Below are 26,158 nucleotides of genomic sequence, written 5' to 3'. Positions count from 1 at the left end.
GGAGGGAGCCCATGCTGGACGCGGAGGTCCACCGGCGCATCGTCTACGGGGACGAGGACGCGCTCGCCGAGGTCTACACCAGCTACTCGCGGATGGTGTTCACGGTCGCGCTGCGCGTGATCCGGGATCCGGGCGCGGCCGAGGACGTCACCCAGGACGTGTTCGCGTACCTCTGGGACCGGCCGCTGTCGTTCGACCCCGGCCGGGGAACCTGCGCGGGTGGCTGGGCATGCTGGCGCACCGGCGGGCGGTTGACAGAGTCCGGTCCGAGCAGCGGCACCGCAACCTCACGAACGAGCCGCGGCTGGCCACCCCCGAGCTGACCGACGACCCGGCCGACGCCGTGCTGGAGGCGGCGGCGCACGAGCAGGTCCGCTCCGCGCTGGCGGCGTTGCCGGACCTCACCCGTGAGCCGCTGGAGCTGGCCTACCTGCAGGGCCACACCTACCGTGAGGTGGCCGTGCGGCTGGGTATCCCCGAGGGCACCGCGAAGTCGCGCGTGCGGCAGGGGCTGCGGCAGCTGGCGGTCAAACTGGGAGCCAGGCCATGAGGCGCATCGGGGTCGGTACGACGGTGTCGTACGGACGGGTCTACGCGGCGATGGCGGCCGCGCTCGACGCGTTGCTCGGCGAGCTGGCGGCCGCGGACTGGGCGACCATCGCGGCCTACGGCGACTGGAGCGTGCACGACCTGGTCGCGCACCTCGCCGCCACCGACAGCCTGCTGGCCGACCAACTGCGGCTAACACCCTCCCTGGACACCATCGACACCCGCACGGACGCGACCGTCGCCCGCGAACGAACCCGCCAGCCCGCCGACACCTGGGACCTCTGGCGCACCCAGGCGGCCCTGCTGTGCCTCCAACTGGCCGACCTGCCCGGAGACCACCCCATCTCGCTGCGGCCGGTCACCATGCCGTTGGCGGACATCATGGCGTCGCGGGCGTTCGAGACCTGGGTGCACGCCGGGGACATCGCCGCCGCCGTTGGCCGGGACCTGCCCGCGCCGCCCGGCGAGCACGTCCACCGCATCGCCGACCTCGGCGCGCGAATCCTGCCCTCGGCGGCGGTCCGGGGCGGGGTCGTCCTCAATGGACGGTCGCTGCGGCTCGTGCTCACCGGGGAGGGCGGCGGTTCCTGGCTCGTTCCGGGGTCATCGGACCCGGCCGCCGAGCTGGAACTCGACGTGCTCGCGTTCTGCCGGCTGATGGGCGACCGCCTTTCGGCGGCTGACGCCGAGGTCACCATCCGGGGCGACGAGGCCCTGGGCCACCAGGTCCTCGCCGCCGCCGCGAGCCTCGCCGGCCGGTGAGGCTCAACGCGCCGGCGGCCGGCGGCCAGAGCACTGCCTCGATCAGCGCGATGGCCCGGCGGGTGCAGCCATCGTCATTCAACGCTAGATCCTGCAGATGGCTGTCGAGGATCCAGCCGGCCCCTCGGGCAAGTAGCGGCAAGCAATATCGCCTGCCGCTTGCCGCCGGCAATCTGTTTAGCATTGCGAAGGATCGTGCCACTAAGTTGTGGGTATGAAGTTTCGGCGCTTAGGGCGTAGCGGGCTGTCGGTCAGTGAGATCTCCTACGGCAACTGGCTGACTCACGGGTCGCAGGTCGAGGAGGAGCAGGCGCACGCGTGTGTGCGGGCCGCGCTGGACGCGGGGATCACGACGTTCGACACCGCGGATGTGTACGCCAACACCGCGGCGGAGTCGGTGCTCGGCCGGGCGCTGAAGGGCGAGCGCCGGGAGAGCCTGGAGATCTTCACCAAGGTGTTCTGGCCGACCGGGCCGAAGGGTCCCAACGACCAGGGCCTGAGCCGCAAGCACATCCTGGAGTCGGCCAACGCCTCGCTCAAGCGGCTGGGCACCGACTACGTGGACCTCTACCAGGCGCACCGGTTCGACCGCACGGTCCCGCTGGAGGAGACCATGCTGGCGTTCGCGGACCTGGTGCGGCAGGGCAAGGCGCTCTACATCGGTGTGTCCGAGTGGACCGGCGAGCAGATCACCCGGGGTGCGGCGCTGGCGCGTGAGTTGAACGTGCCGTTCGTGTCCAACCAGCCGCAGTACTCGATGCTGTGGCGGGTGATCGAGCCGCAGGTGATCCCGGCGTCCGAGCGGGAGGGGCTGAGCCAGCTGGTCTTCTCCCCCGTCGCCCAGGGCGTGCTGAGCGGGAAGTACCTGCCCGGCCAGCCGGTGCCGGAGGGCTCGCGGGCCACCGACGCGTCCGGGAAGAACATGATCTCGCGGTGGATGCGGGACGACGTCCTGGAGCGCGTGCAGCAGCTCAAACCGCTGGCCGAGGAGGCCGGGCTGACGATGGCCCAGCTGGCGGTGGCGTGGGTGCTGCAGAACCCGAACGTGGCCTCGGCGATCATCGGCGCGTCCCGGCCCGAACAGGTCACCGAGAACGTGCAGGCCGGCGGTCACGTCCTCGAGCAGGACCTGATGGACAAGATCGACGCCGTCCTGGCCGACGTCATCACCACCGACCCCCGCCTCACCCAAACCCCCTGATCAGGGCTCGTGAGTGGTTGTACTTGTGCTGACCGGTACAACCACTCAAGAGGCGGGGTGCAGTGACATGGGGCCGTAGACCTCGGCCTCGCCGTGCAGCAGGGTCACCCGGTCGACACCCGAGCCGAGCAGGTCCTGCCAGACGTCCCTGAGCCAGCTCTCCGCGTCGGTCTGCGTGGCGAAATGGGTCTCGTCACCGGGGACGTCGCGTCCGCGCGCGTCCTGACAGCGCCATCGATAGTCCACGGTGACTCCACTAGCCGGGTAACTTTGGCCCGAGGCTATGTCACCGACGACGTGAGGGACATGTGAGCCGCAGGACACTGGTGCTGGGCGGGGCACGCTCGGGCAAGTCGGCGCACGCCGAGGGGTTGTTGCCGGCCGACGAGGAGGTCACGTACCTGGCCACCGGCCGGCGCGACCCGGGCGATCCGGAGTGGACGGCCCGGATCGACGCCCACATCGCCCGCCGCCCGTACTGCTGGCGGACCGTGGAGGCCAGCCGCGAGCTGGCCGACCTGGTCCGGGTGGCCAAGGGCCCGGCCATCGTCGACGACATCGCCACCTGGCTCACCGGCGTGATGGACGCCGCCGGGGCGTGGGAGGGCGCGGGCCTCGACCTGGTCCGCCGGGAGGGCGCCAAGCTCGTCGAGGCGGTCGCCGCCACCGAGGCCCGGGTGGTGCTGGTGAGCTCGGAAGTCGGCCTGGGGGTTGTGCCCGCGACGCGCTCTGGCAGGCTCTTCCGCGACGAGCTCGGCGCTCTCAACGCCGCGTTGGCGCAACGCTGTGACGAGGTCCTCCTGCTCGTGGCCGGTATCCCGATGCGGTTGCGTTAACGGAGGTTGTGGGTGTTCCCGTACGTGTCGCCACCTGACGAGTCCGCCAAGCGAGACGCCCTCGCCCGGCAGGACCGGCTGACCAAGCCCGCCGGATCGCTGGGCCGGCTCGAGGAACTGGGCGTGTGGGTGGCGTCGTGCCAGGGCCAGTGCCCGCCCAAGCCGTTCGAACGGCCGCGGGTCGTGGTGTTCGCCGGTGACCACGGAGTCGCGGCGCACGGCGTGTCCGCGTACCCGGCCGAGGTCACCGCGCAGATGGTCGCGAACTTCCTGAACGGCGGCGCGGCGGTGAACGTGCTCGCCGCGACGGCCGGGGCGACCGTGCGCGTGGTCGACATGTCGGTGGGTGCGGACACCGCCGACGACGTGTCGAAGTTCAAGGTGCGTCAGGGTTCCGGGTCGATCGACCGCGAGGACGCGTTGACCGCCGAGGAGGTCAGGGCCGCGGTCGAGGCCGGCAGGGCGATCGCCGACCAGGAGGTGGACGAGGGCGCGGACCTGCTGATCGCGGGCGACATGGGGATCGGCAACACGACCCCGGCCGCGGTCCTCGTCGCCGCGTTGACGGGGGCGGAGCCAGTCGCGGTCGTGGGCCGGGGCACCGGGATCGACGACCAGACGTGGATGCGCAAGACCGCCGCGATCCGGGACGCCCTCCGCCGTGCCCGCAAGGTGAGCGCGGACCCGGTGGCGTTGCTGCAGACCACCGCGGGTGCGGATATCGCTGCCATGGCGGCGTTCCTGGCTCAGGCGGCGATCCGCAAGACGCCGGTGATCCTGGACGGGGTCGTGTCCGGTGCGGCCGCTCTGGTGGCCGAGGAGCTGGCGCCCGGCGCCCGGTTGTGGTGGGTCGCGGGTCACCAGTCGACCGAACCCGCGCACAAGCTGACCCTGGAGCAGCTCGGCCTGGAGCCGATCCTGAACATGCAGATGCGCCTGGGCGAAGGCTCCGGCGCGGTGACCGCCCTGCCCATCGTGGCCGCGGCGACCCGGATCCTGGCCGACATGGCGACCTTCGAGTCCGCCGGCGTAGCCGAGTCCTAACCCCACCCACCCGCGTGTCCCCCTTTCCTCCCCCGCGTGTCCCCCTTTCCTCCGCCATGAAATCTCCGTTGCCGGGAGGAAGGGAGAACTCGGGGTGGACGAACGGGGGACACGCGCCGGAGGAACGGGGGACACACCTGGGAGGAACGGGGGACACGCGAGGGTTTGGGGGTGAGTTCTGGTGCGGTTGGCGCTGTCTTGGTTGACGGTGTTGCCGGTTGGGGCGGGGGTCGTTGACCGGCGGGCTGCTCGCAACGCGATCGCGGTGGCGCCCGTGGTGGGGTGGCTGCTGGGGGCGTTGGTGGCTGCCGTTCTGCAGGGCGTGCACGGGTTGCTGGGCGGGTTCCTGTGCGTTGGCCTGGTCGCGTTGGCGACGCGGGGGATGCACCTCGACGGGCTCGCGGACACCGCCGACGGGCTGGGCTGCTACGGGCCACCGGAACGGGCCCTGCAGGTGATGAAGGAGGGCGGGGTCGGGGCGTTCGCGGTCGTCGCCCTGATCGTCGCGTCCGGACTCCAGGCGACCGCGCTCGCGACCGTCCACTGGGGACTGGTCATCGTCGCGTACGCCGCCGGGCGCGCGGCTTTCTCCTGGTGCTGCCGGGAAGGCGTGCCCGCGGCCCGGCCGGAGGGGTTGGGAGCACTGGTCGCGGGAACGCAACCAGTGCTCGTCCCGATCGGCTGGCTGGTCCTGCTCACCGGCGCGGCGGTTCCCGCCGTGCCGGGGCGGTTCTGGCAGGGGCCGCTCGCGGTGCTGGTCGCCGCGGCGGTCCTGGTGGTGTTCTCAGCGCATACGCGTAAACGGTTGGGCGGCATCACAGGCGACGTTCTTGGCGCCGCCTGTGAGCTCACAACGACTGTGGTGCTGCTCGTCGCCTGCCTTTAGAGGTGGTCCTCAGGCAAGCCGGTGCAGCCAGTTGTGCGGGTCGGGGGCAAGGCCGCGCTGGATGTCGCTCAAAGCCTTGCGCAGGCGCATGGTCACCTCGCCGGGCTGTCCGCCCGCGATGGTGAACTCGCCGTCGGTGTGCTTCACCGAACCCACAGCGGTGATGACCGCGGCGGTTCCGCAGCCGAAGACCTCGGTGAGTTCACCGGACTCGGCCTTCTTCTCCCACTCGTCGGTGGAGATCCGGCGCTCCTCCACTGTGTACCCGAGGTCACGGGCCAGGGTGAGCAGGCTGTCCCGGGTGATGCCGGGCAGCAGCGAGCCGGACAGCTCGGGGGTGACGAGCCGGTCGCCGAACACGAAGAACAGGTTCATCGCGCCGACCTCCTCGACCCAGCGCCGCTCGATCGCGTCGAGCCAGACAACCTGGTCGCAGCCCTCGGCCACAGCTTGTGCCTGGGCGACGAAGGAGGCCGCGTAGTTGCCGGCGCACTTGGCCGCACCGGTCCCGCCCGGAGCCGCGCGCACGTAGTCGCGGCACAGCCAGACCTTGACCGGCTTGATCTCTCCGGAGAAGTACACGCCCGCGGGTGAGGCGATCACGGAGTACAGGTAGTGGTTGGCCGGACGGTTCACGCCGAGCGTGGACTCGTCCGAGATCATGAACGGCCGCAGGTACAGCGAGAACTCCTCCTGGTCGGGCACCCATCGGGCGTCGACGCGGACGAGCTCCTCGAGGGACCTGAGGAACAGTTCGGTGGGCAGTTCCGGCATGGCCATGCGGCGGGCGGAGTTCTGGAACCGCTCGGCGTTCGCGTCCGGCCGGAAGGACGCGATGGACCCGTCTGGGTGACGGTAGGCCTTGAGCCCCTCGAAGATCGACTGGCCGTAGTGCAGCACGGTGGCCGCGGGATCAAGGGTGAGGGGGTGGTACGGCTCGACCTGGGCCGAGTGCCAGCCCTGGTCGGCGCTCCAGCGGATGGTCACCATGTGATCGGTGAAATACCGCCCGAAGCCGGGATCGGCCAATACCTCCGCGAGCCGCTCCGGGGTCGCCGGGTCCGGGCTGGAGGTCTGGGTGAACGGCAGAGACGTCATGGGTGCACGGTAGTCGTCGTTTCGCTCGCAGAAAATCGCCTTCCCGAGGATCGGACGTCCTACTATGTGTAGTCGTGACAGATAGCAGCAATAACGCCGTCACCGCAGGCTGGGGCTCGGACATCCGGGCGGCCGCGGTGGGCGCGCTGATGCCGTTCGGTGCGGGCCTGCTGGTGCTGGTCGGCTACCTCTGGCTGGACGTGTTCGGCGTGTTCCTCGGCCTGGGCGGCGCCATCTGGTGGGCCGTGTGGTGGCGCCGCAAGCACGGCCGGTTCTTCCCCCGCGACGTCGAGGGCGGCCCCTTCATCCTGACCATCGTGCTCGCCGGAATCCTGTTCATCGCCGCGCTGGCCAGCCTCTAGCGGCACTACAAGAAGCGGCGCTGAGAAGAGAAGCGCTCGCCGCGCGGCAGACCACCCAGAGGCGCCGGGTTTGTGGGTGATTGGGGTGCGTGCTTCTCTCCCTCCGGTATGACCGGCCGGAGGTAACTACAGGTGTCACGGGGCATCCGTATGGCCCCAGCGGTGTTGCTTGGCGGTTTCTAGCGGTCGTTGCGACACTGCTGCTGGCCGCTTCCCGATACCCCACACCTCAGTCACCAAGGCAAAGCAGGCGGCACGCGCCTCCACCCGGCGCTTGCCACGCCAGGCAGGCGCCGTCCCTTCCGCAGCCCAATCCCGATCCCGTTTGACCATCACACCTGGGGTTTTGCCGTGCGAACGGGCCGTTCGCACGGCTTTCACACCGATGGGTGATGTCAGCGGACGTGGGTGTCCACGAATGGGGGTTTGACGACTTCGCAGGTGAGCTGGCGGCCGCGGACGTCCAGGACGACGTGGGCGCCGGGCTCGATCCCAGCGGTGGTGTCGACGAGGGCGAGGGCGATGCCGGTCTTGAGCGTCGGGGAGAACGTGCCGGAGGTGGTCTCGCCGATCCGCTCCCCCGCGTCGTTCAGCACGGGCATGTGTGCCCGTGGCACGCCACGTTCGATCGCCTTGAGGCCCACCAGGCGCCGGCGGGGCGCCTCGCGCTCGGCCAGCAGCGCTGAGCGGCCCCAGAACTCGGGCTTCTTCCAGCCGACCGCCCAGGTCGACCCGGCCTGCACGGGGCTGATCTCCAGGGACAACTCGTTGCCGTGCAACGGGTATCCCATCTCGGTGCGGAGGGTGTCGCGGGCGCCGAGGCCGCACGGAACCGCGCCGCCCGCGGTCAGCGCCTCCCACAGGGCGGGGGCGTCGTCCCATGCAGGGATCAGCTCGTACCCGTGCTCACCGGTGTATCCCGTGCGGCAGACCCGGACGTAGACGCCGCGCCACGAAGCGTCCACGTACGCCATGTACTCCAGTTCCGTAGGCAGCCCTAGCGACTCCAGCAACGCCGCCGAGCGCGGCCCCTGCACGGCCAGCACCGCGTGCTGGCGGTGCTCCGGGCTCACGGAAACACCCGACGGTGCGGCTGAGGTGAGCAGTTGGGCGACCGCGGCGGTGTTGGCCGCGTTAGGCATCAGGAACACGTCCTCGGGGCTCACCAGGTAGGCGATGATGTCGTCGACGGTGCCGCCCGTGTCGGTGCAGCACAGCGTGTACTGCGCCTTGCCGGGCTTGATCCGGCCGAGGTCGTTGGTCAGGCAGCGGTTGAGGAACTCGGCCGCGCCCGGCCCGGCGACCCGGACCTTGCCGAGGTGGGAGACGTCGAACACGCCGACCGCCTCGCGGACCGCGGTGTGCTCGGCGACGACGCCGGTCTTGTACTGGATCGGCATCTCCCACCCGCCGAACGGGGCGAAGGTGGCATCAAGGCCCGCTTGCAGGTCGTGCAACGGCCCACGCTGAAGGTCAGTCACGTGCGCAGACGTTACAACGTCGGTTTGGCTACCATGTCGAGCACGATCAAGATCATCAGCACTGAATCGATCGTCGACACGCGCAGCACGCTCGCGATCTTGGCCTGCACGTCGGGCGCGTCGAGCCCATGCTCACCGGCCAGTCGCAGGATCTGCCGGGTCTGCGGGACCAGGTAACCGCCCGCGATGCCCATCACCACGACGAACCCGACGATCCCCAGCAGAATCCACAACCGGGTGAACCCGTATTCGTCGACGATGACCAGTCCTATTCCGCAAAGCAGCACCAGCAAAGCGGCCGGGCCCTGGACCCGGTTACCGAGCCATTCCACCCCTTTGATGTGTTCCAGCAGCAGATCCGGCGATGCTTTCCGAATCCTGGCCGACAGGAAATGCACCCCTATCTGGCTGCCGATCCAGATCATCGCGAAGCTGATGTGTCCCCACAGCAGTAAGTCACGCATGCCCACCCCACTGGCTCGTGTCCGTTGAGATCCCGGTTTTTCGCTACCTCCTGGCATAGCGCGACGAAATGGCGCCGGAAACGCAGCCGACCGCCATCACGACGAGCACCACGACCAGGTATTTCACCGACATGTTCATTCCGAGCAGTACCGAAAGGCCCAGGCCGAAGCACGCCGACCGGCGCGGCCACACGCGTTCGGTGCCCATCAGCAACCGCGCCGAGGCGTTGGTGAACGCGTAGTAGAACAACAACAGGCAGGCGCCCACGCCAATCGCCTCGGGCGGGTTGAGCAGGGCCGCGGCCACCGCGATCCCGATTCCGCCGAGCACCGCGGACGGCGCCGACACGCCCCGCGGGCCGACGTTGGCCAGCGACGGCGGGACGTCGGAGAACTCGGCCATCGCGCCCAGGGTCCGGCGGATCGAACCGACCGCCAGCAGCAGGCCCAGCAGGGTGGCGAAGCCCGCGGCCGCGGCGATCACCGGCGCCAGCGAGGCCGCGTCCGCGGCCACCATCGCGTCGTAGAGGGGACGGGGCGACAGCGCCAGCCGTGCGCCGCCGAGCTGGTGCAGCGCGGCCCCGCCGAGCGCGAGCCCGGCGACCAGGGTGACCAGCAGGATCACCGGGATCGCCACCAGCGACTGGCGCACCGAGTACTGCGGTTCGGTTGCCGAGGTGACGTTCTCGAACCCGAGGAACGCGAAGAACATCAGGCCGGCCGCCACGAGCAGGCCGGTCGGGTCGTCCACGCCCGCGACGTCCGGGGGCAACGGCAGCGCGGGCGGCGGGGCGATCGCGAAGCAGACCGCGACGACGAGCGCGAACGCCACTAGGACGGCGATCACAATGGCGACTATCAGCCCGCGCGGCGGCCGGAACCCGAACGCGTCCAGCACGGTCGCCGCGACGGTGACCACGACGGCGGCGATGACGGGCTGTTCGGGGACGACGTAGACCCCGAAAGTGCCGGCGACCGCGGCTCCGGCGCAGATCCGGCCGGTCAGCGCGGCCGCGCCGGCCATCCGCCCGGGCAGCACGCCCAGCTGGTGGCGGGTGTACAGATAGCCACCGCCGATCCCGGCGAACCGCCTGGACTGGTCGGAAGTGGACAACGCGCTGCACAGCGCGGTCAGGAAGGCCAAGCCCAAGCCGGCGAGCAACCACGTGCCGGCCGCACCGGCCGCGGGCGCGATCCCGGCGAGCAGCCCCGCACCCAGCATCGCGGCCAGACCAGGGAAAACCCCGGCGGCAACGCGCAGCCGTCCGGCAGCGGCTCGGATCACCACGCAACCCTTTCAGACCGACCGGCGCGCGACCAACACATCGCCAGTTGGTTCACTCTTTTTATCCAACCGCTACCGCGGGTGAGCGATGGTCGCGGTCGCCGTTCACAGTGTCCGGTAAAACCGCGAAGATCCCGGCACCCGGCCGTTGCCCCGGCAAGCCCAAGGGTCGTTAGCATGCGTCACTATCAACCGTTCGATGAGGAGTAGCCCGTGACCGCCCCCAAACTCGCCCTGTCCGACTCCGCTGTCACCGAGTCAACGGCGAATGCCATCGTCGTCGGCACCGTGCAGCAGGCAGACGGCTTCGAGCTGGCGCCGGGCAGCGAAGCCATCGACAGTCAGTTCGACGGCACCCTGACCGAGGTGCTGGCCGCGCTCGGCGCCACCGGCAAGGCCGAAGAGGTCGTGAAACTGCCCACACTCGGCCGGCTGCGCGCGGATGTCGTGCTGGCCGTCGGGCTGGGCAAGGAGATCACCCCCGAGCAGGTCCGCCGCGCCTCCGGTGCCGCCGCCCGCGCGCTGACCAACGTCAAGCGCGCGCACACCCTGCTGTCCACGTTGGACCTGCAGGCCGCCATCGAGGGCACGGCGCTGGGCGCGTACACGTTCACCCGGTACAAGTCGGAGAACGGCACCGCCCCGGTCGCCCGGGTCGACTTCGCCGCGGAGAACTCCAAGGAGAACAAGGCGACCCTGAAGGCGGCCACCGCGATCGCCGAGGCCGTCGCCGTCACCCGCGACTTCATCAACACCCCGCCGAACGACCTGTTCCCGGCGTCGTTCGCGGCGCGGGCGGTCGAGCTGGCCGAGGCCGCCGGCGTGACCGTCGAGGTGCTGGACGACAAGGCGCTGCGCAAGGGCGGCTACGGCGGCATCCTGGGCGTCGGCACGGGCTCGTCCCGGCTGCCGCGCCTGGTCCGCCTGTCGTACAAGGGCCCGAAGGCGGCCAAGAAGGTCGCCCTGGTGGGCAAGGGCATCACCTTCGACACCGGCGGCATCTCGATCAAGCCCGCGGCCAGCATGGAGGAGATGACCTCCGACATGTCCGGCGCGGCGGCGGTGATCGCCTCGGTGATCCTGGCGGCGAAGCTGAAGTACCCGCTGGAGATCATCGCGACCGTGCCGTTGGCCGAGAACATGCCGTCGGGCACCTCGTACCGCCCGGGCGACGTGCTGACGATGTACGGCGGCAAGACCGTCGAGGTGCTCAACACCGACGCCGAGGGCCGGCTGATCCTCGCCGACGCCATCGTGCGCGCGGGCGAGGACAACCCGGACTATCTCATTGAGACGGCCACTTTGACCGGTGCGCAGGTTGTCGCGCTGGGCAAGCGGACCGCGGGCGTGATGGGCTCGGACGACTTCCGCGACCGCGTGGCGGGCATCGCGCAGAGGGTCGGCGAGGGCGGCTGGCCGATGCCGTTGCCCGAGGAGCTCCGGTCCGAACTGGACAGCCGCGTGGCCGACCTCGCCAACGTGACGGGCCAGCGGTGGGGCGGGATGCTCGCCGCGGGCGTGTTCCTGCGTGAGTTCGTGGCCGACGGCCTGCAGTGGGCGCACATCGACATCGCCGGGCCCGCGTACAACTCCGGTAGTGCCTGGGGTTACACGACTCGCGGCGGCACCGGCGTTCCCGTCCGGACCATCGCCGCCGTGCTCGCCGACATCGCCGAGAACGGCTGACCCTCACCCGGCGCGTGTCCCCCGTTCACGGGGCCCGTGTCCCACATTCGCCGCCCCCGAAATCCCCGGCGCCGGAAACGCGAACGTCGAACTCGGGGGCCGTGAATGGGGGACACGGGGGCGGTGAACGGGGGACATGCGGGGGAATGCGAAACGGGCTCAGTTCTGGCGGCGCTTCTCTTCGGCGGCTTTGCGGCTGGTGTATTCACGCATGCGCTGCGGGTAACCGACGATGGCGGCGTCGTACACGGGGATGCCCAGTTTCTTGCCCAAGGACCGAGCGGCGTCCTCGTTGTCGATCCGCCTCCTGGTCCATTCCCCGTCGTGTGCGACCAGAACCACAGTCGTGTGGGTCACATTGGTCCTGGGCTCCACATAGGCCTCGACACCTCTGCGGGCACGCGCCCATTCGGCCAGGTGGTCGCTGTCCTTCGACGTCGCGGTCCTGGTCAGGCCGGGTCTGGGCTTGCGGCGCAGCCGGTCGAATATCCCCACCTTGGTACCTCCCTGACAACCTTTCACCGATCATTCTCCGCCGTCCAACCCAGTGCGGTCGCGCCACACCTGGCCAGTTCGCAAGCCTGCCCGATGAAGTGACAAGATGGCGTGTGGTCGGGCCGTGTCCACCGGCGCGGACCACCCTTTCAGACGAAGCAGACGTCGCTGTCGAGGAGACCCTGTGAGTGACACCTCCGCTGACCTGGTGATCTTGGGTGGCGGGTCGGGCGGTTATGCCTGCGCGTTTCGCGCGGCGGAGCTCGGCCTGTCCGTGATCGTGGTGGAGAAGGACAAGTTCGGCGGAACGTGCCTGCACCGGGGTTGCATCCCGACCAAGGCGCTGCTGCATGCCGCCGAGATCGCCGACAACGTGCGCGAGGGCGACCAGTTCGGGGTCAAGAGCTCGCTCGAAGGCATCGATATCAATGGCGTGAACTCGTACAAGGACGGCGTGGTCGCCCAGCTCTACAAGGGGCTGCAGGGGCTGGCCAAGCTCAACAAGGTCCAGATGGTCGAGGGCACCGGCAAGTTCGTCGCGCCGAACATCGTGGAGGTCGGCGGCGACCGCTACATCGGCACCAACGTGGTGCTGGCGAGTGGTTCCTACGCCAAGACCCTGCCCGGCCTGGAGATCGGCGGCCGGATCATCACCTCCGACCAGGCGCTGAACCTCGACTACGTGCCCGAGCGGGTGGTCGTGCTGGGCGGCGGCGTGATCGGGGTCGAGTTCGCCAGCGTGTGGAAGTCGTTCGGCGCCGACGTGACCATCGTCGAGGCGCTGCCGCGGCTGGTCCCGCTGGAGGACGAGTACGCCTCCAAGCAGCTGGAGCGCGCGTTCCGCAAGCGCGGCATCAAGTTCAAGACCGGGGTGCGGTTCACCGGCGCCACGCAGACCGCCGACGCCGTCACCGTGAACCTCGAGTCCGGTGAGCAGTTCGAGGCCGACCTGCTGCTGGTCGCGGTTGGACGCGGGCCGAACACCGCCGCGATGGGCTACGAGGAGGCCGGCCTGAAGATGGACCGCGGCTTCGTGCTCACCGACGAGCGGCTGCGCACGAACCTGCCGAACGTGTACGCGGTCGGCGACATCGTGCCGGGCCTGCAGCTCGCGCACCGCGGCTTCCAGCAGGGCATCTTCGTGGCCGAGCAGATCCAGGGCCTCAACCCGAAGGTGATCGACGAGGCGGGCATCCCGCGGGTGACGTACTGCAAGCCCGAGGTGGCGTCGGTCGGGCTGACCGAGGCGGCGGCCAAGGACAAGTACGGCACCGTGCAGACCCTCGTCTACGACTTGGCCGGCAACGGCAAGAGCAAGATCCTGAAGACCTCCGGGGGCGTGAAGGTGATCAAGGCCCCGGACGGCCCGGTGGTCGGCATGACCCTGGTCGGCGAGCGCGTCGGGGAGCTCATCGGCGAGGCCCAGCTGATCTACGGCTGGGAGGCGTACCCCGAGGACGTCGCCCCGCTGATCCACGCCCACCCAACCCAGACCGAAGCCATCGGCGAGGCCTTCCTCGCCCTTGCCGGCAAGCCACTGCACGTGCACGGCTGATCCCGGCACAGGTTGAACAGCACGAGGAGTAAGCAGAACAATGGCCTTCTCCGTCCAGATGCCGGCGCTCGGTGAGAGCGTCACCGAAGGCACTGTCACCCGGTGGCTCAAGCAGGTCGGCGACACCGTCGAGGTCGACGAGCCATTGCTGGAGGTCTCGACCGACAAGGTCGACACCGAGATCCCGTCCCCGGCCGCCGGTGTGCTCGAGCGGATCGTCGCCCAGGAGGACGAGACCGTCGAGATCGGCGCCGAGCTCGCGGTGATCGGTGACGGCAGCGGCGCGAACGGCGCGTCCGCCCCGGCGCCCGAGCAGCCCGAGCAGCAGCCCGCCGAGCAGGCGGCTCCCGAGCAGTCCGCGCCCGAGCCCGCCCGCGAGCCGGAGCCCCAGCCGGCCGCCGAGCAGCAGCAGGCCGCGCCCGCGCAGTCGTCCGGTCCCGCCGAAGGCACCCCGGTGACCATGCCGGAGCTCGGCGAGAGCGTCACCGAGGGCACCGTGACCCGGTGGCTCAAGCAGGTCGGCGACTCGGTCGAGGTGGACGAGCCGCTGCTGGAGGTGTCCACCGACAAGGTCGACACCGAGATCCCGTCGCCGGTCGCCGGCACGCTGCTGGAGATCACCGCGGCCGAGGACTCCACTGTGGACGTCGGCGGCCAGCTGGCCGTGATCGGCTCCGCGGACGCCGCGCCCAAGCAGCAGGCCGCGCCGGCTCCGGAGCCCAAGCCCGAACCCAAGCCCGAACCCAAGCCGGAGCCGAAGCCCGAGCCCAAGCCGGAACCGAAGCCCGAGCCCGCCCCGCAGCAGGCCGCCGCGCCCGCCCCGGCTCCCGCGCCTGCCCCCGCACCCGCCGCGGCCGCGCCGCAGCAGCAGGCCACCAACGACCGTGGCGGCGACGCGCCGTACGTGACGCCGCTGGTGCGCAAGCTGGCCTCGGAGAACGGGATCGACCTGTCGAAGGTCTCCGGCACCGGTGTGGGCGGCCGGATCCGCAAGCAGGACGTGCTCGCCGCGGTCGAGGCGGCCAAGAAGCCCGCCCCGGCGCCCGCCGCCGCTGCCCCGGCCGCGTCGCAGGCCCCCACCGCCGCCCCGATCGAGGCGTCGGCGCTGCGCGGTAAGACCGAGAAGCTCTCCCGGCTGCGGCAGATCGTGGCGCAGCGGACCCGCGAGTCGCTGCAGGTCTCGGCCCAGCTCACCCAGCTGTTCGAGGTGGACGTCACCAAGATCGCGCGGCTGCGCCAGCGGGCGAAGTCCTCGTTCGAGCAGCGCGAGGGCATCAAGCTGACCTTCCTGCCGTTCTTCGCCAAGGCGACCGTCGAGGCGCTCAAGCAGCACCCGAAGCTGAACGCGTCGATCAACGAGGAGGCCAAGGAGGTCACGTACCACGGTGCCGAGCACCTGGGTATCGCGATCGACACCGAGCGCGGCCTGCTCAACGCGGTGATCCACGACGCCGGTGACCTCAACCTGGCCGGTCTGGCGCACAAGATCGCCGACCTGGCCGCGCGGGCCCGGTCGAACAAGATCAAGCCCGAGGAGCTGGCCGGCGGCACGTTCTCGCTGACCAACCTGGGCACCGCGGGCGCCCTGTCGGACACGCCGATCATCCTGCAGCCGCAGGTCGGCATCCTCGGCGTGGGCATCGTGGTCAAGCGCCCGGTGGTGATCACCGACTCGAGCGGCGACGACACCATCGCCATCCGCTCGATGGTCTACCTGTCGCTGACCTACGACCACCGCCTGGTCGACGGCGCCGACGCCGGCCGCTTCCTGTCGACCATCAAGCGCCGCCTGGAAGAGGGCAACTTCGAGTCGGAGCTGGGTCTGGAGAGGTAAACCAAGCGAAGAGTCCACTGTGGATGGGGCTCCGGGACACGGTCCTGGAGCCCCATCCCGTTTCCGGGCGTTCGCGCCGTTACGATCGGGCGCATGCGTGTCGTTGTGGCCGGCTCCACCGGCATGATCGGGACCGAGCTCGTCGCGGCGCTGCGCCGTGATGGTCACGACGTCGTGCGAATGGTCCGCCGGGCCACGGCGGCGCCCGACGAGCGCACCTGGGACCCGCCGGCGGGCCGCATCGAGGACGGCACGTTCGACGGCGCCGACGCGGTGGTGAACCTGTGCGGCGCGCCGATCACCTTGAACCGGCTCAGCGCGGCCCGCAAGCAGGTGATCGCGGACAGCCGGATCGAGCCGACCGAGGTGATCGCCGCCGCGGTCGCCGAACACGGGGTTCCCCTGCTGGTCAACGCATCCGCGGTCGGTTACTACGGCGAGAAGGGCGACCAGATCGTCGAGGAGTCGGCGCCGCCCGGGACCGGGTTCCTGTCGAGCATGTGCGTGGAATGGCAGAACGCCACCAAACCCGCGCAGGACGCGGGTGCGCGCGTGGTCATCCTGCGCACCGGTTTGGTGTTGTCGAAGCAGGGTGGGTTGCTGGGGCCGTTGCGGTTGCTGTTCTCGGCCATGCTCGGCGCGCGGCTCGGCGATGGACGCCAGTGGATGCCGTGGATCCACCACGAGGACGAGATCCGCGCGATCACGCATGTGCTGTCGACGGCGTCGATTTCCGGGCCCGTCAACGTGTCCGCGCCCAACCCGGTGACGAACACCGAGTTCACCAAGGCCTTCTCGGCCGCGATGGGCCGGCCGGCGCCGTGGGTGGTGCCGAAGTTCGCGCTGCGCGCGGTGTTGGGCGAACTGGCCGACGAAGGCGCCCTCGTGAGCCAGCGCGTGATCCCGAAAGTGTTGCAGGACAACGGGTTCACCTTCACGTTCGACGCGGTCGATGCCGCGCTGGGGTCGGTGGCGAGGCGTTGAAGAAGACCGGTGCGTGGGGTCTCGCGTTGGTCGCGGTCTTCCTGCTGCTTGGGTACTGGGTGAAGGACACGGTGCCGTTCTTTGACGCCGATCTGGCGGACGCGGTCGGCAACCAGTGGGTGAACGACCCGACGGTCGGCGTGTTCACCAACATCCTCGGCCCGACGATGCCCATCGTCGTCGCCGTCGCGTTGGCGGGGTTCACGATCCTGGCGTGGGTGCGTGACCAGAACCACTCCGCGAGCGTGTTGTTGCGGTGCCTGGTGGTTCTGCTCGCGTGCCGTGCGGTGTCGTTGTTCAAGGACGTGTTCAACCGTTCACGCCCACGTGTCTACGCCGACTACGCGTACCCCAGCGGTCATACGGTGTCCGTCGCGTGCGTCGCGTTCACGACGGTTGTGTTGTGCGCGTGGTTCGCGCGACAGGCGTTGCCATGGGTGATCGGGTTGGCCGTGTTGCTTGTGGCCACTGCTGGGGCGCTGCGGATCATGCTGGGTGTGCACTGGCTCACGGACGTGCTCGGCGCGGCCATTGGTGTGACGGGTTTTGGCCTGGTGGTGTGCGTGCTGCTCGGTTTGCTGCCCGCGCGGGAGCGTAGAGTTCGAGGGTGATCGTTGCGGAGAACTCCTGCCGCGCCGCCACGCAACCCGTGACGACGCGCGAGATCGGCACCATCGACTACCTGGCTGCCTGGGAGCTGCAGCGCGAACTGGCCGAGGCCCGCGCCGAGGACGCCGGCCCGGACACGCTGCTGCTGCTCGAACACCCCTCGGTCTACACCGCGGGCAAACGCACCCTCCCGGACGAGCGCCCGGCCGACGGCACGCCGGTGATCGACGTCGACCGCGGCGGCAAGATCACCTGGCACGGCCCCGGCCAGCTGGTCGGGTACCCGATCATCAAGCTGGCCGACCCGATCGACGTCGTGCAGTACGTGCGCCGGATCGAGGAGGCCCTGATCGCGGTGTGCGCGCGGCTCGGCCTGACCACCGGTCGCGTCGAGGGCCGCAGCGGCGTGTGGCTGCCCGCCGACGACCGCGGCCCGGAGCGCAAGATCGCCGCGATCGGCATCCGCGTGCAGCGGGGCGTCACCATGCACGGCTTCGAGATCAACTGCAACGCCGACCTGTCGGCGTTCGACCGGATCGTGCCCTGCGGGATCCGCGACGCCGGTGTCACCTCGCTGAGCTGGGAGCTGGGCCGCGACATCCCGGTGAGCGAGGTCCTGCCGCTGGCCCGCGACCTGGTGCTGGACGCGCTGGAAGGCACGCTGCCGGTCACCGACCGCTGGCTGCCGCGCGCCGAGCAGCCCGAGACCCCCGGCGTCACTTTCGCCCTGCAGCCCCGTTCCTGATGTGTCCGGAGCCCCTTTGGTGCACGTGGTTGCACCAAAGGGACCATCTTGAAAAAGAGTTCACGGCCTCGACGAACCTCCCGCTGACCGGCCCGTCTTCCTTCATGTCAGAAGAAAGTAGCCGGGACCGTTTCCGGGGGGGAACAAGAACATGCGCAACACGCTGCGCCTTGCCGCGCTCAGCACACTGGTCACTTCGATGGTTTTGCCCGCCGCCTTGCCGGCCAATGCCGAGTCGTGCTCGTGGCAGTTGAAAGAATTGGCCTCGCCCGCTTTCAAGTACGTGACCGATGCCGCCGAAGGCGGCTGGATCGTCGGTTCGACGGATCCTTCCCAGTCCGTCGTCCGGCAGATCCGGTGGCGTCCGGACGGCACTTTCGAGGCGCTCGGCAAGGGCCGGCTCTACCGGGTGAACTCGTCCGGTGTCGCGATCAGCTCCGAGGGCACCATCGTGTACGCGGACCGCTCGGTGAAAAAGCCGGCCCTGCCGGACTGGCTCGGCGATATGCAGCTGACGGCCATCAACAACAATGGTGACGTCGTCGGGTTCGGCCACACCAAGAACGGGCAGACCGATGCGGCGCGGTGGTCCGCGGCCGACCCCGGCACCGCCCAGCGGATCCCCATGCCGGCCGGGTACTCCTACCTGGTGCCGCTCGACATCGACGACCAGGGCAACATCCTGTTCCAGGCCCAGGCCGCCGGCGGCGCCGGGTTCGTGTCCCTGGTGCGCCAGGCGAACGGCCAGGTCCGGCAGGTCGTGGACCCGAACGGCGGCGGGACCATCAACCCCCACCGGATCGGCGGCGGGAAGATCGTCGGCACCAGCTCGGCCGACGGGAACGTCACCTGGCGGACCACCCAGTGGAACCTGGACGGCGCCTTCCTTTTCGCCGTGGACAACAGCACCGAGGCCGGGAACGTGTACATCAACTCGTCCCGCCAGATGACCAACCGCGTCAAGCTGAACGGCAAATACCAGATCGGCGTGTACGGCGACTTCACCCAGACGATTCTGGGCGGTGAATTCGACGGTGCCGTTCCCACCGCCATCACCGACGACGGCGTGATCACGGCGCAGATTTATTCCGGCGGCGGCATGCGGGCCGCCACCTACAAGTGGACCTGCAAGTAAATAGTTTCGCCCGCGGGTGACCGGTTCGCATGGACCGGCCATCCGCTGTGCGCTACGCTCCCCGCGTTCTGCCCTTATCAGACCGGGGACACCGATGATCATTAGGCCATTCCGGCTCTTGACAGTCACGCTCGCGGCCGCTTTAGCGTGCGCGATACCGGCAAATGCGGCACCGGCCGCGGATTGCACCTGGAGCCGGACGGATCTGCCATTACTTCCCGGAACCGGTTTTTCCACGGTGTCCGCCGCGGCGGAGAACGGCTGGGCGGTCGGCGAGATGTGGGGCGACCGCCCCCGGACGACCGTGCGCTGGCACGCGGGGCAGGCGGAGGAGATCGGTCTGGCCTTCGACCGCGCCACCACGCTCAAGGACGTGAACTCGGCGGGCGTGGCGGTCGGCTGGGCCGGGTTCAGCGACGACCGCCAGGCCATCGTGTACCGCAACGGCCAGTACGCGTACCTGCCGTTCCCCGGTGACAAGGGCAACTCGTACGCGTTGGCGGTCAACAACGCCGGTGACGCCGTCGGCATGGTCGAGCCCACGGGCAAGTCCCGTGACATCGTCGTGTGGCCCGGATCCGGCGGCGCCCCGCGGGTGATCACCCTGCCGGGCGACTACGCGTGGACCTACGCGGCCGACATCGACGAGCAGGGCCGCGCCCTCGTCTACGGCGCCTACCGGAACGCGTGGGGCTACGACGCGTACGTGTGGTCGCCGTCCGGCACGGTCACCAAGGTCGAGCCCGCCGACAAGAACAACCCCACCGTGCTGCCGGAGCGGCTGCGCAACAACCGTGTGCTCGCGCGCACCGGCCACGGTGACACCTGGACGGAGTTCCACCTCGACACCGGCGAGGCGCTCCCCTACGACACCACCGGCACGTCGATGGTCATCGACTCCGGCTACACCACCGCCGGGGTCGTCAACGACTACGCCAACTCCCGGCAGAACCTCACGGTCTGGGAGCACGCGCGCGTCAAGCAGGTGCTGGCCACCGCCGACGGCTGGGGCGACCCGCTGCAGGCCGCAGGCCTCACCGACGACGGCACCCTCGCCTTCACCCAACGCACCGGTGCCACCACCCGCGCATCCACCTTCACCCGCCACTGCTGACCCCACCTCGCTCGTGAGTGTTCTCAGTCGTTCTAACGACCGAAAACACTCACGAGCGGGTCAGAGCTGGGGGGCGATCTCGGCGGCGATCAGGTCCAGGTGGTCCAGGTCGGCGAGGTCGAGGACCTGGAGGTAGACACGGGTGACGCCGGTCTTCTCGACCCACTGGCCGATCTTGTCCACGACCTCCGCCGGGGTGCCGGCCAGGCCGCCGGCCTTGAGGTCCGCCACGCTGCGGCCGATGTTCTCGGCCCGGCGGGCCACCTGGGCGTCGTCCCAGCCGACGCAGACGGTCTGGGCGGTCGAGCGGATGATGCCCGCCGGGTCGCGGCCGATCGCGCGGCAGGCGGCGTCGACGCGTTCGAACTGGGGTGCCGCGATGTCCATGCCGTAGAAGGGGATGTTGAACTCGTCGGCGAACCTGGCCGCCAGCGCGGGGGTTCGTTTGGCGCCAACGCCACCGACCAGCACGGGTGGGCGGGGGCGCTGGGCCGGTTTGGGCAGCGCCGGGGAGTCGGTCAGCTCGAAGTGCTTGCCGGAGAACGAGAACCGCTCGCCCATCGGCGTCGACCAGAGACCGGTGATGATCTCCAGCTGCTCGGTGTAGATGTCGAACCGCTCGCTCAGCTCGGGGAACGGGATGCCGTACGCCTTGTGCTCGTCGGCGAACCAGCCGCTGCCGAAGCCGAACTCCACCCGCCCGCCGGACATCTGGTCGACCTGCGCGACGCTGATCGCCAGCGGCCCGGGCAGCCGGAACGTCGCCGGGGACATCAGCGTGCCCAGCCGGATCCGGCTGGTCTGCACGGCCAGGCCGGCCAGCGTCACCCACGCGTCGGTGGGACCGGGCAGGCCGGAGCGGGCGCCCATGGCCAGGTAGTGGTCCGAGCGGAAGAAGGCGTCATAGCCCGCGTCCTCCGCGGCACGCGCGACCTTGAGCAGATCCAGGTACGACGCGCCCTGCTGGGGTTCGGTGAAGATCCTTAGTTCCACGCCGTCCAAACTAACTAGCCGTCGCGCTTGGTGCAGCGGACTCCTTCGATCATGTTGATCAGCGCGGTGAACACCTCGGCGCTGGCCTTCTTCGGGTCGGACGCCTCGGCGATGATGTTCGCGCCCGCGGACAGCGCGGCGAACATCATCCGGGCGGTGACCTCGACCGGCACCTCGTTGATCTCCCCCGCCTCCATCAGCTGCTCCAGCACGTGCCGCACGATCCCGTAACTGAAGTGCTCCTCGGCCTCGCGCCAGCGCTCCAGGCCCATCACGACCGGTCCCTCGCGCACCACCAGCCGCTGGTAGGACGGGTCGAGGCAGACGCGGATGTACTCCTGCACGCCGTCCATCGCGCGTTCCCACGGCGATCCCTCGCTGACGATGACCTTGTTCAGCCGTTCCATCGCGCGGGTCTCGACCTGGTTGAACGCGGCCTCGAACAGCGCCTGCTTGCCGCTGAAGTGGTGGTACAGCGCGCCTTTGGTGACCCGGGAGCGCTTCACGATCGCGTCCAGCGAGGTGGCGGCATAGCCGTGCTTGGTGAACAACTCGACCGCGGAGTCGACCAGTGCCTGTTTGGTCGACTCCGAGTAGTCGGTGCGTCTCGAACGCATCATCGCGGCCACCTGTCACCTCCCTCACAAGATTACGACATACCGACGGTACGTACCCGTGGTATGTTGACCATGTCGGGTACATACCGACGGTATGCCGCAAACCAGCGGTATGACCCGGGTCACGGCTAGGAGGAAGCGCGTGAGTGAGCTTGCGAACGAACCATCGACGCAGTGCTTTCAGCTCATGCAGCGACGATGAACCAAGCTGGGAGCTGATCATGAGCTGGAAGGACTACTACGAGCGCAGGGACGCGCTCGACTCGGTCCTGGTACGGGCTCGCCGTAACCCTGAAGGGCCCTTGCCGCACTCCGAAGTTTTCGCCGACCACGAGGAACTGCTGCTCGCGTTGCACTACCGGTGGACGTTGAAGCTCACCGGCGCGCTGGGCGCGGTGCTCGCCGAGGCCGAGCGGGACCCGTCGGTCGACCACGTCGACGCGGTGTCCGCGGCTTGGCGGCGCACGGTCCGGGACAACGAGACACTGCACGCGGTTCTCGACGCCCATGCCCCGCGTTACGAGGCGCTGCGGCCGATGCTCGAAGCCGAGCAGCGGACCTTGGCGCTGGCCGCGGGCCTGGCCGAGCCGCACGAACCCAGCGAGGAGATCACCCGCGTCGGCGCGGCTTTCCTCGCGTTGCTGCAGACCGCGAAGCCCGAGCCCGCCAAACGGCGCAGCCCGGTCGAGCAACTCATTCGGCGGCTCGTAGCAAGCGCTTGATGGGGCATATTCTCGCCCCATGCGTGGATGGTCCGAGGCCGAGATCCCTGACCAGACCGGGAAAACCGCCCTGGTGACGGGGGCCAACTCGGGTCTTGGACTGCGGACCGCCCAGGTGCTCGCCGGGATGGGCGCCCGGGTGGTGATGGCGTGCCGGTCGCTGGACCGCGGTCAGGCCGCGGCCGAGCGGGTGGGCCGCAACGCCGAGGTGCTGGAGCTCGACCTCGCCGATCTCGCCTCGGTCCGCAAAGCCGCGGCCGAGGCCCGGGACCGGACCGGCGACAAGATCGACGTGCTGGTGAACAACGCGGGCGTCTTCGCGACGCCACACAAACGGACCGCGGACGGGTTCGAGCTGCAGTTCGGCACCAACCACCTGGGCCACGCGGCGTTGACGTGGCTGCTCATGCCCGCGCTCCGCGACGGCGGCCGCGTCGTCACCGTCGCGAGCCCCATGGCCCGCAGCACGCACATCGACCTGAGCGACCCCAACTTCGAGCGCCGTCCCTACTCGATGAGCGCCGCCTACCGCCAGTCCAAGCTGGCCAACCTCCTGTTCGCGTTCGAGCTGGACCGCCGTGCCCGCAAGGCAGGCATCGGCCTGATCAGCACCGCGGCCCACCCAGGCACCGCCGCAACGGACCTCGTGGCGAACTCAACCTCCTTACGCCAACCCATCCCCGTCATCAGCGCGGTCCTCAACTGGGGCATGCACGCCCTTCTGCAGAGCGTAGAGAACGCCGCCCTCCCCCAGCTTTACGCCGCCACCGCCCCGGACGTCCGTGGCGGCGACTACTTCGCCCCCACCCACCTGATGAACCTCTGGGGCCCACCCACCCGCATCCAACCCAGCCCCGCCGTCCTCAACCCCACCACCGCCACCCACCTCTGGCACCTCACCGCCACCCTCACCGGCACCACCCCCGACCCCTCATAACCGACACCAGACCCCGCGTTCGTGCCGTCTGGGTGGCGCTGCCCGTCCGGCGAGGACACTCCCTTGTGGCCGCGTATGGAAACGCCTCCCAGCCAGCGGCTGGGAGGCGCCCGGATCTCAGAAAGGCAGCTGCCGCTGGTGCAACTGCCTCACGAGCGCATCACGCTGCTGCTGATCCGCCTGCGCAGCCAGCGCACTCTCCTTACCGCAGAACACATCCTTAGCGGGCAACGTCCCATTCACCAGGAACGCCGTAGCCACATTGGTGACGCAAGCGTTCTGGGTGAACAGATACGCACCATGCCCACCCTGATCCGCACTCACCAACCGCGCCCGGTCCCCCATCGCCGCCCGCATGGCCACTGCCCCCGGATAAGGCGTCGCCGGATCCCGCAAATTCTGTGTCAGCAACACATTGCTCGGACCACGATCCGAAATCCGCACCCGGGGCTCAATAGGCTTCGTCGGCCAGAACGCACACGGCCAGATGTTCGCGGGAAGGCCGTTGGTGATCGGGTACCGCTTCCGGTCGACCAGCACCTGCCGCTGGTGGTCGGCGATACTTCCCGGCCAGGTCGCGTCGTCGCACACGATGCCCCACAGCGTCGCCGGGAACGACTGATCGACCGGCGCCACCACCGCGGGATCCGGGTTGCCGCGCTTGATCCCCTGCAAACCCTGTGCCAGCACAGGGAAGTTCGCGTCCGCGTACAGCAGACCGCGTGTCTGCGCCCGGACCAGGTTGCCGGTCCAGCCATTGAGCGGCGCCTTGTCCAGCTTCGCGGCCAGCGCCAGATAGGTCTCGCGAACCGCCCGTGGCGAAGCGCCCAGCTCGTAGCTCGCATCCCGTGCTGCGGCCCACTTGGCGAAGTCCTCGAACCGTTCCTCGGTCGCCGGGCCCCATGCCTCCCACACGCTGCGCCAGACGTCTCGCGGGTCGACCACGCTGTCCAGCACGATCCGGTCGGAGCGCTGCGGGAACAACGTCGTGTACACCGCGCCGAGGTACGAGCCGTAGGAGACGCCGAAGTAGGAGATCTTGCGTTCCCCCAGCGCTTCCCGGATCCGGTCCATATCCCGCGCTGTGTTGGCCGTCGTGACGTACGGCAGCCGGTCGCCCGCGTTCTCGTTGCACTGCTTGGCGATCTGCCGCGAGTACGCCACCGATCCGGAGATGTCCCCGTTGGGCGCCGGGTACGGCAGGATCTTGGTCGGATCCTGCTGTTCGGGTGTCAACGCGCAGGAGTTGGGCGCGCTGTGGCCCGTTCCGCGCGGGTCGAACCCGATCAGGTCGTACGTGTCGGTCACGCTGCGCGGCGCGAGCTGGCCGATGACCACCGGCAGGTCCAGCCCGGCGCCGCCGGGCCCGCCCGGGTTGAGCAACAGCACCCCGCGGCGCGTCGCCGGGTTGGTGGCCTTCTTCCTCGAGATCGCGATGTCGATCTTGGTGCCGCCAGGACCGCGGTAGTCCAACGGCACGCTGACGGTCGCGCACTCCAGCGGCAGGCCGGCGCACGGCTGCCAAGTGAGACCCGCGGGAGCGGCGGTGGCGGTTGGTGGTGTGACGAGCGTTCCCACGATCAGGGCGCCGAGTGCCATGACGAGTGGCCGCATTTTTCTCCTCCCCAGGAAAATCGTCGACTGCCTGCCGGAGGCTATTGACCTGCGACGCACCCGCACATCGTCCGCGCGGCTGGGATCGCCCCCTAGGGGTCCGCGTGACACCGGACACGTCTGGACACGGCGTACCCTTGCGGCTGTGACTGTGGCCCCGGAGGGACGAAAGCTGCTGCGTGTCGAGGTTCGCAACAGCCAGACGCCGATCGAGAAGAAGCCGCCGTGGATCAAGACCAAGGCGCGGATGGGTCCCGAGTACACCGAGCTGAAGGGCTTGGTGCGGCGCGAGGGCCTGCACACGGTCTGCGAGGAGGCCGGCTGTCCCAACATCTACGAGTGCTGGGAGGACCGGGAGGCCACGTTCCTGATCGGCGGCGACCAGTGCACCCGGCGCTGCGACTTCTGCCAGATCGACACCGGCAGGCCCGCCGACCTCGACCGCGAGGAGCCCCGGAAGGTCGCCGAGTCCGTCCAGGCGATGGGCCTGCGGTACTCGACGGTCACCGGTGTGGCCCGTGACGACCTCGAGGACGGCGGCGCCTGGCTGTACGCCGAGACGGTCCGCCAGATCCACGCGCTCAACCCCGGCACCGGCGTCGAGCTGCTGATCCCCGACTTCAACTCCGACGACGCCCAGCTCGCCGAGGTGTTCGGCGCGCGGCCGGAGGTGCTCGCGCACAACCTGGAGACGGTGCCGCGGATCTTCAAGCGGATCCGGCCCGGCTTCCGCTACGAGCGGTCGCTGTCGGTGATCACCAAGGCCCGCGAGTTCGGCCTGGTCACCAAGTCCAACCTGATCCTGGGCATGGGCGAGACGCCCGAAGAGGTCGCCGAGGCGCTGCGCGACCTGTACGAGGCCGGCACCGACATCATCACGATCACCCAGTACCTGCGCCCTTCGCCGCGGCACCACCCGATCGACCGGTGGGTCAAGCCGGAGGAGTTCGTCCAGCACAAGGAGACCGCCGAGCAGCTCGGGTTCGCCGGGGTGATGGCCGGTCCGCTGGTGCGGTCCTCCTACCGCGCCGGACGGCTGTACGCGCAGGCCATGGCGCACCGCGGTGAGGCCGTCCCGGAGCACCTGGCGCACCTCGCCCAGCAGGGACCGGCCAGCCAGGAGATCGGCTCGCTGCTTTCCCGGTAGGAT

General features: G+C 69.5%; 28 protein-coding genes. 19 read left to right on the top strand and 9 right to left on the bottom strand.

The features are described 5' to 3' along the window. Positions 1 to 11: 11 nt before the first annotated feature. The 4 genes from AB0J95_RS19390 (at position 12) to AB0J95_RS19375 (ending at position 2,512) form a co-directional block, all read left to right on the top strand. On the top strand, positions 12 to 323 hold the full coding sequence (locus tag AB0J95_RS19390) for a sigma factor (RefSeq protein WP_364759099.1): 312 nt from the start codon (positions 12 to 14) through the stop codon (positions 321 to 323). Then, positions 230 to 550, top strand: a complete 321-nt coding sequence (locus tag AB0J95_RS19385; RefSeq protein ID WP_364759096.1) for a sigma-70 family RNA polymerase sigma factor — start codon at positions 230 to 232, stop codon at positions 548 to 550. The genes AB0J95_RS19390 and AB0J95_RS19385 overlap by 94 nt, the downstream gene beginning before the upstream one ends. Beyond that, positions 547 to 1,311: a maleylpyruvate isomerase family mycothiol-dependent enzyme gene (locus AB0J95_RS19380; RefSeq protein WP_364759093.1), complete on the top strand. Its 765-nt coding sequence runs from the start codon at positions 547 to 549 to the stop codon at positions 1,309 to 1,311. Before AB0J95_RS19385 ends, AB0J95_RS19380 begins: the two co-directional genes overlap by 4 nt. 214 nt (positions 1,312 to 1,525) lie before the next feature. Next, positions 1,526 to 2,512, top strand: a complete 987-nt coding sequence (locus AB0J95_RS19375) for an aldo/keto reductase family protein (RefSeq protein WP_364759090.1) — start codon at positions 1,526 to 1,528, stop codon at positions 2,510 to 2,512. Between the two features lie 45 nt (positions 2,513 to 2,557). Here the strand turns inward: AB0J95_RS19375 and AB0J95_RS19370 are convergent, their stop codons facing one another. After that, positions 2,558 to 2,758, bottom strand: a complete 201-nt coding sequence (locus tag AB0J95_RS19370) for a hypothetical protein (RefSeq protein WP_364759087.1) — start codon at positions 2,756 to 2,758, stop codon at positions 2,558 to 2,560. Between the two features lie 62 nt (positions 2,759 to 2,820). Between AB0J95_RS19370 and AB0J95_RS19365 the strand changes: the two genes are divergently transcribed. The 3 genes from AB0J95_RS19365 (at position 2,821) to AB0J95_RS19355 (ending at position 5,278) form a co-directional block, all read left to right on the top strand. Then, the gene (locus tag AB0J95_RS19365; RefSeq protein WP_364759084.1) at positions 2,821 to 3,348 is read left to right on the top strand and encodes a bifunctional adenosylcobinamide kinase/adenosylcobinamide-phosphate guanylyltransferase; all 528 of its coding nucleotides are present in this window, start codon (positions 2,821 to 2,823) and stop codon (positions 3,346 to 3,348) included. Between the two features lie 12 nt (positions 3,349 to 3,360). Beyond that, complete coding sequence (cobT, locus tag AB0J95_RS19360; RefSeq protein ID WP_364759081.1) at positions 3,361 to 4,392, top strand: nicotinate-nucleotide--dimethylbenzimidazole phosphoribosyltransferase; 1,032 nt, start codon at positions 3,361 to 3,363, stop codon at positions 4,390 to 4,392. A 181-nt stretch (positions 4,393 to 4,573) separates the two neighbouring features. Next, complete coding sequence (locus AB0J95_RS19355) at positions 4,574 to 5,278, top strand: adenosylcobinamide-GDP ribazoletransferase (protein ID WP_364759078.1); 705 nt, start codon at positions 4,574 to 4,576, stop codon at positions 5,276 to 5,278. 9 nt (positions 5,279 to 5,287) lie between these two features. Here AB0J95_RS19355 and AB0J95_RS19350 read toward each other — a convergent pair whose 3' ends face one another. Then, a complete protein-coding gene (locus AB0J95_RS19350) occupies positions 5,288 to 6,376 on the bottom strand; it encodes a branched-chain amino acid aminotransferase (RefSeq protein WP_364759075.1) in 1,089 nt (362 codons plus the stop codon). A gap of 74 nt (positions 6,377 to 6,450) precedes the next feature. Between AB0J95_RS19350 and AB0J95_RS19345 the strand changes: the two genes are divergently transcribed. After that, on the top strand, positions 6,451 to 6,738 hold the full coding sequence (locus AB0J95_RS19345; protein WP_364759072.1) for a hypothetical protein: 288 nt from the start codon (positions 6,451 to 6,453) through the stop codon (positions 6,736 to 6,738). 395 nt (positions 6,739 to 7,133) lie between these two features. On the opposite strand, the gene gcvT is transcribed toward AB0J95_RS19345, so the two are convergent. Genes gcvT through AB0J95_RS19330 form a run of 3 tightly spaced genes read right to left on the bottom strand, consistent with a single transcriptional unit; the run spans position 7,134 to position 9,968 of the window. Continuing rightward, entirely contained in the window at positions 7,134 to 8,219 is a 1,086-nt protein-coding gene (gcvT, locus tag AB0J95_RS19340) for a glycine cleavage system aminomethyltransferase GcvT (RefSeq protein WP_364759065.1), read from the bottom strand. 11 nt (positions 8,220 to 8,230) lie between these two features. Then, positions 8,231 to 8,683, bottom strand: coding sequence for a DUF2269 family protein (locus tag AB0J95_RS19335; protein ID WP_364759062.1), 453 nt, complete (start codon positions 8,681 to 8,683; stop codon positions 8,231 to 8,233). A 43-nt stretch (positions 8,684 to 8,726) separates the two neighbouring features. Next, on the bottom strand, positions 8,727 to 9,968 hold the full coding sequence (locus AB0J95_RS19330; RefSeq protein ID WP_364759059.1) for an amino acid permease: 1,242 nt from the start codon (positions 9,966 to 9,968) through the stop codon (positions 8,727 to 8,729). A 213-nt stretch (positions 9,969 to 10,181) separates the two neighbouring features. Here AB0J95_RS19330 and AB0J95_RS19325 point away from each other — a divergent pair, with 213 nt between their 5' ends. Then, positions 10,182 to 11,654: a leucyl aminopeptidase gene (locus AB0J95_RS19325; protein ID WP_364759056.1), complete on the top strand. Its 1,473-nt coding sequence runs from the start codon at positions 10,182 to 10,184 to the stop codon at positions 11,652 to 11,654. A gap of 159 nt (positions 11,655 to 11,813) precedes the next feature. Here the strand turns inward: AB0J95_RS19325 and AB0J95_RS19320 are convergent, their stop codons facing one another. Next, the gene (locus AB0J95_RS19320; protein ID WP_364759053.1) at positions 11,814 to 12,149 is read right to left on the bottom strand and encodes an oxidoreductase; all 336 of its coding nucleotides are present in this window, start codon (positions 12,147 to 12,149) and stop codon (positions 11,814 to 11,816) included. 184 nt (positions 12,150 to 12,333) lie between these two features. Between AB0J95_RS19320 and lpdA the strand changes: the two genes are divergently transcribed. From lpdA to AB0J95_RS19285, 7 genes are all read left to right on the top strand, one after another. Next, entirely contained in the window at positions 12,334 to 13,704 is a 1,371-nt protein-coding gene (gene lpdA / locus AB0J95_RS19315) for a dihydrolipoyl dehydrogenase (RefSeq protein WP_364759051.1), read from the top strand. 40 nt (positions 13,705 to 13,744) lie between these two features. After that, positions 13,745 to 15,538, top strand: coding sequence for a 2-oxoglutarate dehydrogenase, E2 component, dihydrolipoamide succinyltransferase (gene sucB / locus AB0J95_RS19310; protein ID WP_364759048.1), 1,794 nt, complete (start codon positions 13,745 to 13,747; stop codon positions 15,536 to 15,538). 93 nt (positions 15,539 to 15,631) lie between these two features. Then, positions 15,632 to 16,522, top strand: coding sequence for a TIGR01777 family oxidoreductase (locus tag AB0J95_RS19305; RefSeq protein WP_364759045.1), 891 nt, complete (start codon positions 15,632 to 15,634; stop codon positions 16,520 to 16,522). Beyond that, the gene (locus tag AB0J95_RS19300) at positions 16,519 to 17,133 is read left to right on the top strand and encodes a phosphatase PAP2 family protein (protein WP_364759042.1); all 615 of its coding nucleotides are present in this window, start codon (positions 16,519 to 16,521) and stop codon (positions 17,131 to 17,133) included. The genes AB0J95_RS19305 and AB0J95_RS19300 overlap by 4 nt, the downstream gene beginning before the upstream one ends. Beyond that, positions 17,130 to 17,876: a lipoyl(octanoyl) transferase LipB gene (gene lipB, locus AB0J95_RS19295; RefSeq protein ID WP_364759039.1), complete on the top strand. Its 747-nt coding sequence runs from the start codon at positions 17,130 to 17,132 to the stop codon at positions 17,874 to 17,876. Before AB0J95_RS19300 ends, lipB begins: the two co-directional genes overlap by 4 nt. Before the next feature lie 151 nt (positions 17,877 to 18,027). Further along, the gene (locus tag AB0J95_RS19290) at positions 18,028 to 19,011 is read left to right on the top strand and encodes a hypothetical protein (protein WP_364759036.1); all 984 of its coding nucleotides are present in this window, start codon (positions 18,028 to 18,030) and stop codon (positions 19,009 to 19,011) included. Between the two features lie 238 nt (positions 19,012 to 19,249). Then, positions 19,250 to 20,125, top strand: coding sequence for a hypothetical protein (locus AB0J95_RS19285; RefSeq protein ID WP_364759033.1), 876 nt, complete (start codon positions 19,250 to 19,252; stop codon positions 20,123 to 20,125). Positions 20,126 to 20,185: 60 nt separating this feature from the next. On the opposite strand, the gene AB0J95_RS19280 is transcribed toward AB0J95_RS19285, so the two are convergent. Together AB0J95_RS19280 and AB0J95_RS19275 are read right to left on the bottom strand one after the other, a co-directional pair. Beyond that, a complete protein-coding gene (locus AB0J95_RS19280; protein ID WP_364759030.1) occupies positions 20,186 to 21,118 on the bottom strand; it encodes an LLM class F420-dependent oxidoreductase in 933 nt (310 codons plus the stop codon). Positions 21,119 to 21,132: 14 nt separating this feature from the next. Beyond that, positions 21,133 to 21,735, bottom strand: coding sequence for a TetR/AcrR family transcriptional regulator (locus tag AB0J95_RS19275; RefSeq protein ID WP_364759953.1), 603 nt, complete (start codon positions 21,733 to 21,735; stop codon positions 21,133 to 21,135). A 221-nt stretch (positions 21,736 to 21,956) separates the two neighbouring features. Here AB0J95_RS19275 and AB0J95_RS19270 point away from each other — a divergent pair, with 221 nt between their 5' ends. Both AB0J95_RS19270 and AB0J95_RS19265 read left to right on the top strand, forming a co-directional pair. Continuing rightward, positions 21,957 to 22,457: a hypothetical protein gene (locus tag AB0J95_RS19270; RefSeq protein WP_364759027.1), complete on the top strand. Its 501-nt coding sequence runs from the start codon at positions 21,957 to 21,959 to the stop codon at positions 22,455 to 22,457. 19 nt (positions 22,458 to 22,476) lie between these two features. Then, complete coding sequence (locus tag AB0J95_RS19265; protein ID WP_364759024.1) at positions 22,477 to 23,394, top strand: oxidoreductase; 918 nt, start codon at positions 22,477 to 22,479, stop codon at positions 23,392 to 23,394. 117 nt (positions 23,395 to 23,511) lie between these two features. Here AB0J95_RS19265 and AB0J95_RS19260 read toward each other — a convergent pair whose 3' ends face one another. Further along, positions 23,512 to 25,008 carry an alpha/beta hydrolase gene (locus tag AB0J95_RS19260; protein WP_364759021.1) on the bottom strand — a complete coding sequence of 499 codons (1,497 nt, stop codon included), beginning with the start codon at positions 25,006 to 25,008 and terminating at the stop codon, positions 23,512 to 23,514. A gap of 145 nt (positions 25,009 to 25,153) precedes the next feature. Here AB0J95_RS19260 and lipA point away from each other — a divergent pair, with 145 nt between their 5' ends. Further along, positions 25,154 to 26,155, top strand: coding sequence for a lipoyl synthase (gene lipA, locus AB0J95_RS19255; protein WP_364759018.1), 1,002 nt, complete (start codon positions 25,154 to 25,156; stop codon positions 26,153 to 26,155). Positions 26,156 to 26,158: the final 3 nt, after the last annotated feature.

The sequence above is a fragment of the Actinocrispum sp. NPDC049592 genome (genome assembly GCF_040675465.1).
Lineage (GTDB): Bacteria > Actinomycetota > Actinomycetes > Mycobacteriales > Pseudonocardiaceae > Kibdelosporangium.
This window is presented reverse-complemented; position numbering and strand designations above follow the sequence as displayed.

Bases quoted from the DNA above. Each gene is read 5' to 3' on its own strand.
- AB0J95_RS19390 (WP_364759099.1), top strand. From the start codon at position 12: ATGCTGGACGCGGAGGTCCACCGGCGCATCGTCTACGGGGACGAGGAC.
- AB0J95_RS19375 (WP_364759090.1), top strand. From the start codon at position 1,526: ATGAAGTTTCGGCGCTTAGGGCGTAGCGGGCTGTCGGTCAGTGAGATC.
- AB0J95_RS19275 (WP_364759953.1), bottom strand. From the start codon at position 21,735: ATGCGTTCGAGACGCACCGACTACTCGGAGTCGACCAAACAGGCACTG.
- AB0J95_RS19305 (WP_364759045.1), top strand. From the start codon at position 15,632: ATGCGTGTCGTTGTGGCCGGCTCCACCGGCATGATCGGGACCGAGCTC.
- AB0J95_RS19385 (WP_364759096.1), top strand. From the start codon at position 230: ATGCTGGCGCACCGGCGGGCGGTTGACAGAGTCCGGTCCGAGCAGCGG.
- AB0J95_RS19335 (WP_364759062.1), bottom strand. From the start codon at position 8,683: ATGCGTGACTTACTGCTGTGGGGACACATCAGCTTCGCGATGATCTGG.
- sucB (WP_364759048.1), top strand. From the start codon at position 13,745: ATGGCCTTCTCCGTCCAGATGCCGGCGCTCGGTGAGAGCGTCACCGAA.
- AB0J95_RS19270 (WP_364759027.1), top strand. From the start codon at position 21,957: ATGAGCTGGAAGGACTACTACGAGCGCAGGGACGCGCTCGACTCGGTC.
- AB0J95_RS19380 (WP_364759093.1), top strand. From the start codon at position 547: ATGAGGCGCATCGGGGTCGGTACGACGGTGTCGTACGGACGGGTCTAC.
- AB0J95_RS19290 (WP_364759036.1), top strand. From the start codon at position 18,028: ATGCGCAACACGCTGCGCCTTGCCGCGCTCAGCACACTGGTCACTTCG.
- AB0J95_RS19265 (WP_364759024.1), top strand. From the start codon at position 22,477: ATGCGTGGATGGTCCGAGGCCGAGATCCCTGACCAGACCGGGAAAACC.
- AB0J95_RS19350 (WP_364759075.1), bottom strand. From the start codon at position 6,376: ATGACGTCTCTGCCGTTCACCCAGACCTCCAGCCCGGACCCGGCGACC.
- AB0J95_RS19260 (WP_364759021.1), bottom strand. From the start codon at position 25,008: ATGCGGCCACTCGTCATGGCACTCGGCGCCCTGATCGTGGGAACGCTC.